This is a genomic window from Hyphomicrobiales bacterium (assembly GCA_016710435.1).
GTDB lineage: Bacteria > Pseudomonadota > Alphaproteobacteria > Rhizobiales > Aestuariivirgaceae > Aestuariivirga.
On the sequence record JADJVV010000024.1, the window covers coordinates 1 to 4109 of the forward strand.

Genomic DNA, 4109 nt, shown 5'->3' on the forward strand with positions numbered 1-4109 from the left:
GCAGCGCAGGCGCTCGCCGCCATGCTCAAAGCGAACCCAGACCTGTCCGTCAATGGCCAGGTGTCCGCCGTGGTCGAGGATGTCGACCCGCTCGAGCACGCCGAACAGTGCGCCGTTATCGACTGGGCCAGGGCGCATGAGGATGTGTACCCGGCGTTACGGCTGCTCTACGCCGTGCCAAACGGCGGGCTATCGACATCCGGCAACGGGCGCGGCAATGAAGGCGGAGGGGCAACGGGCGGGGATTCCTGACCTTTGTCTACCAGTTGCACGCCGCGGGTTCAACGCCTGCTACGTCGAAATGAAGCGCATCGGTGGGCGCCCATCGTCGGCGCAACTGTACATCCTGGAGATGCTCCGGGAATATGGCAATCTGGCAATCATCGCGTACGGTGCCGGCGAAGCTATCCGGGCGTTGGAGCATTATCTGGCGGAGTGACAGCAATCGGCCCGTTGCGGCGCTCGTAGTCGGCAATGGCAAGCCGTATCAAGGCCGCCACTTCGTAATTGATACTGCGCTCATCTCGTTCGGCAATGACCTTGATTTTGGCGTAAAGGTCATCTGGAAAGCGAATCATGTGTTTGACTGTCATTTTGTCACCAGTGTTACAGTTGCTTATTGACACTACTTTGATATCATGATAAAGTACTACATAGATAGTAGCACAGTGTAACTAATGAATCAATAGCTTGACCGTTGTAAAAATCAGCACCGCTACTCTCACTAGCGGCGCTGACTGCTAAAGGGTGCGTAGCACAGAGCCGACGCACAAGAATTCTAACATTGGAAGGGTAAGAACGCCATGACAGACTATCTCACCAAAGAAGCAGCCGACCGAATCGACGCCTACTACCGCTGGGTAGCAGAGACGAAAATCGACATCCACGGCGGCGGCGGGTTCATCTGCGAAGAAGCTGACCTACACCCAAGTCTATTCCCTCACCAGCGCGACACCGTTCGTTGGATGCTAGCTCGTGGCAAGGCCTTGAACGCATCGTCGTTCGGTCTTGGCAAGACTCGCATCGCCTGCGAATGCTTGCGCCAGATTCACAACCGCACAGGCGCCAAGACGTTGATCGTCGCACCGCTCGGCGTGCGTCATCAGTTCACCGTCAAAGATGGGCCGGCGATGGGTATGAAAATCCAGTACGTTCGCACCGACGCCGAAGCCTTAGCCGCTGACACCCCGTACCTCATCACGAACTACGAACGGGTGCGAGAGGGCGACATCTCCGCCGCATTCTTGGCCGAACACATCGAAGCAATCAGCCTCGACGAAGGGTCAGTGCTCCGCAGCCTGGGCAGTGACACGCAGCAGACGTTCGAGAATGTCTGTCGCCCGATTCCCTATCGCTTCGTCTGCACCGCCACACCGTCACCGAACGACTGGAAAGAACTCATCTACTACTCCCAGTTCTTAGGTGTCATGGACGCTGGCCAGGCGCTAACGAGATGGTTCAAACGAGACTCGCAGCACGCCGGCCACTTGACCGTACATCCGCACCTGGAACGGGAATTCTGGCTGTGGGTCGCGAGCTGGGCGCTGTTCGTGCAGAAGCCGTCCGACCTGGGCTATTCCGATGAGGGATACACCATGCCGCCGATCACGGTGCACTGGCACCGCATCGCAGCCGACCACACGAAGGCTTGGGACATCTCCGACAAATACGGCAACGTCATGCTGTTCAAAGACAGCGCCGCATCTATCCAGGCGTCCATCAAAGAGAAGCGGGATTCGCTGCAGGATCGTGTTGACAAGACGGCGGAGATTATCGCCGCCGATTCGCCCACAAAACACTGGTTAGTCTGGCACCACTTGGAGGATGAGCGGCGTGCAATGACCAAAGCTATCCCAGATGCGGTTGACGTGTTCGGCTCGCAGGACCTGGACGTGCGAGAGCAGCGCATCGTAGATTTTAGCGATGGCAAGTATCGCATCCTGGCCACTAAGCCAGAAATTGCCGGAAGCGGCTGCAATTTCCAGGAGCATTGTTACGCCAACATCTTCACCGGCGTGCGATACCAGTTTGAGGAGTTCATCCAGGCGATTCACCGGACGCAGCGATTCGGGCAGACGAAACCGGTCGAGGTTCACATCATCCACACCGACGCCGAAGACCAGATCGTCGAGGTGATGAAAACGAAGTGGGCGAAACACAATCAGTTGGTTGACAACATGACGCACATCCTCCGTGAATTTGGATTGACGAATGAGGCACTATCCATGAATCTCAAGCGCACGCTCGGTTTGCCCCGACAGGAAACGTCGGGAAAGTGGTTCACTGCCATCAATAACGACAGCATCGTCGAGATGGAACGGTGGGCTGATAACTCGGTCGACCTGATTCACACGTCGATCCCGTTTTCCAAACATTACGAATATTCCCCGTCCAAGAATGACATGGGTCACAACCCGTCCAACGAAGCCTTCTGGCAGCAGATGGACTTTCTAATCCCGCATCTCCTGCGCACATTGAAACCAGGTCGCATGGCCGTGATTCACGTCAAAGACCTGCTAGAGTATGCTCACAACTCCGGTCTTGGTGTCATGGCAGTGTACCCGTTCTCTGATGACTGCGTGGCGGCTTTCCGCAAGCACGGCTTTATCTTCTGCGGCCGGGTGACCGTCAACACCGACGTTGTTCGTGAGAACAACTCGACCTACCGGCTCTCCTGGTCGGAGATGGTCAAAGACGGAACGAAGATGGGCGCCGGATTGCCGGAATACGTCCTGTACTTCCGCAAGAAACAGAGCGACACGCAGCGCAGCTACGCCGATGAGCCGGTCGTGCACACGAAGGATGAGTACCCGGTCAGTCGCTGGCAAGTTGACGCACATGCCTACTGGCGCTCTTCCGGCAACCGGCTGCTACGCCCCGATGAAATCGAAGCGGCAAAGCAGGAGTGGACGCCCGAACAGTTGACCCAGACTGACGCCGGTCGCATCTACCGATGGTACAAACTGTTCAGTGCCAAGAACCTGTACGACTACCAGGCGCACCTGGACATGGTAGCAGCACTTGACGACGCCGGCGCATTGCCCAAGACGTACGGGCTTATGTTGCCCCATGCGCCAGACGGCGGGCAGGATTACGTCTGGTCGGATGTCGTGTCAATGCAGACTCTGAACTCGTCGCAGTTCCGCAAGGGCGAAGAGAATCACGTCTGCCCGTTGCCCTTTGACATCGTGGAGCGTGTCATTGAACGGTTCTCGAATCCCGATGAGGTGGTCTTGGATCCATTCGGTGGCCTATTCACGGTCCCGTACATCGCTATCAAGATGGGCCGGCGCGGCGTTGGGATTGAATTGAACCCGGTGTACTACGAAGCCGGTGTGCAGTATTGCAAAGAGGCGGAGCTGAACCGCGGCGCTCCGACGCTGTTCGAACTGATTGACGCAGAAGCAGCCGCAATCATGCCGACGATGGTAGACGCAGCCTAACGTGTACAACGGTCCCGGCTGACGCAGTAACCGGCGGGGTGTTTCGCCTCGAAACCTTTCTCGTCGCCAACCTGGTCGATCCGGTTCTGACAGGTTTGGCACGCTGGGACCGTTCGCTTGTGCCGGTAGGGATTAATGGGAATCTCTACCGGCTGTAACTCAGGGGACAATGACATGAAACACGAGAGGGATTACATGGACATCAGGACATATCCAGTGGCGCCGACCGACCTTGACGCCGTGATCGACGGCACGCTGGCAATCATCAACGAAAAGGCCATGCTCCGCCGCACCGTCCAGAGTCTGGAAGCGCAGAAAGCCGAACTGCTCGCCGCAATCAAGCAACAGGATGCGGAGATTCAATCTCTGCGCAGCGCCAACGAGCGGTTGTCAGTCCGGTTACAGGCGCATCTGCGCAACGTGAAACTGTTGGAGCAGGCGGCGCAACTGGGCGGCAAAGGCGACCGGTTCGGCTCCGAAGCCGTGCTGTGGGATTACGCCAAAGCGGAGATGCGGGACTATCGGGCAACGTTATCCGGCGACGTGGGCCGCCCGGGGGTTCTGGCGTTTGGCGTCGGCTTTATGTTCGGGTTCATCACGATGGCGCTCATCATCATGGCAAAGGAAAGCGACAAAGACTATGAATAACTGGCAGATGGGGACGCC

The 4109-nt window shown here is 57.3% G+C and carries 5 protein-coding genes; 4 read left to right on the forward strand and 1 reads right to left on the reverse strand.

Features of this window, described 5'->3' with window-relative positions; genetic code table 11:
• The first annotated feature begins 21 nt into the window (after nucleotides 1-21).
• The gene (locus tag IPM06_19840) at nucleotides 22-252 is read left to right on the forward strand and encodes a hypothetical protein (protein ID MBK8772659.1); all 231 of its coding nucleotides are present in this window, start codon (nucleotides 22-24) and stop codon (nucleotides 250-252) included.
• Nucleotides 218-439 carry a VRR-NUC domain-containing protein gene (locus IPM06_19845; GenBank protein MBK8772660.1) on the forward strand — a complete coding sequence of 74 codons (222 nt, stop codon included), beginning with the start codon at nucleotides 218-220 and terminating at the stop codon, nucleotides 437-439. Before IPM06_19840 ends, IPM06_19845 begins: the two co-directional genes overlap by 35 nt.
• Here the strand turns inward: IPM06_19845 and IPM06_19850 are convergent.
• A complete protein-coding gene (locus IPM06_19850) occupies nucleotides 405-593 on the reverse strand; it encodes a toxin-antitoxin system HicB family antitoxin (protein MBK8772661.1) in 189 nt (62 codons plus the stop codon). The genes IPM06_19845 and IPM06_19850 overlap by 35 nt on opposite strands.
• Before the next feature lie 210 nt (nucleotides 594-803).
• Between IPM06_19850 and IPM06_19855 the strand changes: the two genes are divergently transcribed.
• Nucleotides 804-3443 (forward strand): DNA methylase N-4, encoded by a 2640-nt coding sequence (locus tag IPM06_19855; protein MBK8772662.1) that lies wholly within the window; start codon nucleotides 804-806, stop codon nucleotides 3441-3443.
• Nucleotides 3444-3659: 216 nt separating this feature from the next.
• Entirely contained in the window at nucleotides 3660-4091 is a 432-nt protein-coding gene (locus tag IPM06_19860) for a hypothetical protein (GenBank protein MBK8772663.1), read from the forward strand.
• The last annotated feature ends 18 nt before the right edge of the window (nucleotides 4092-4109 follow it).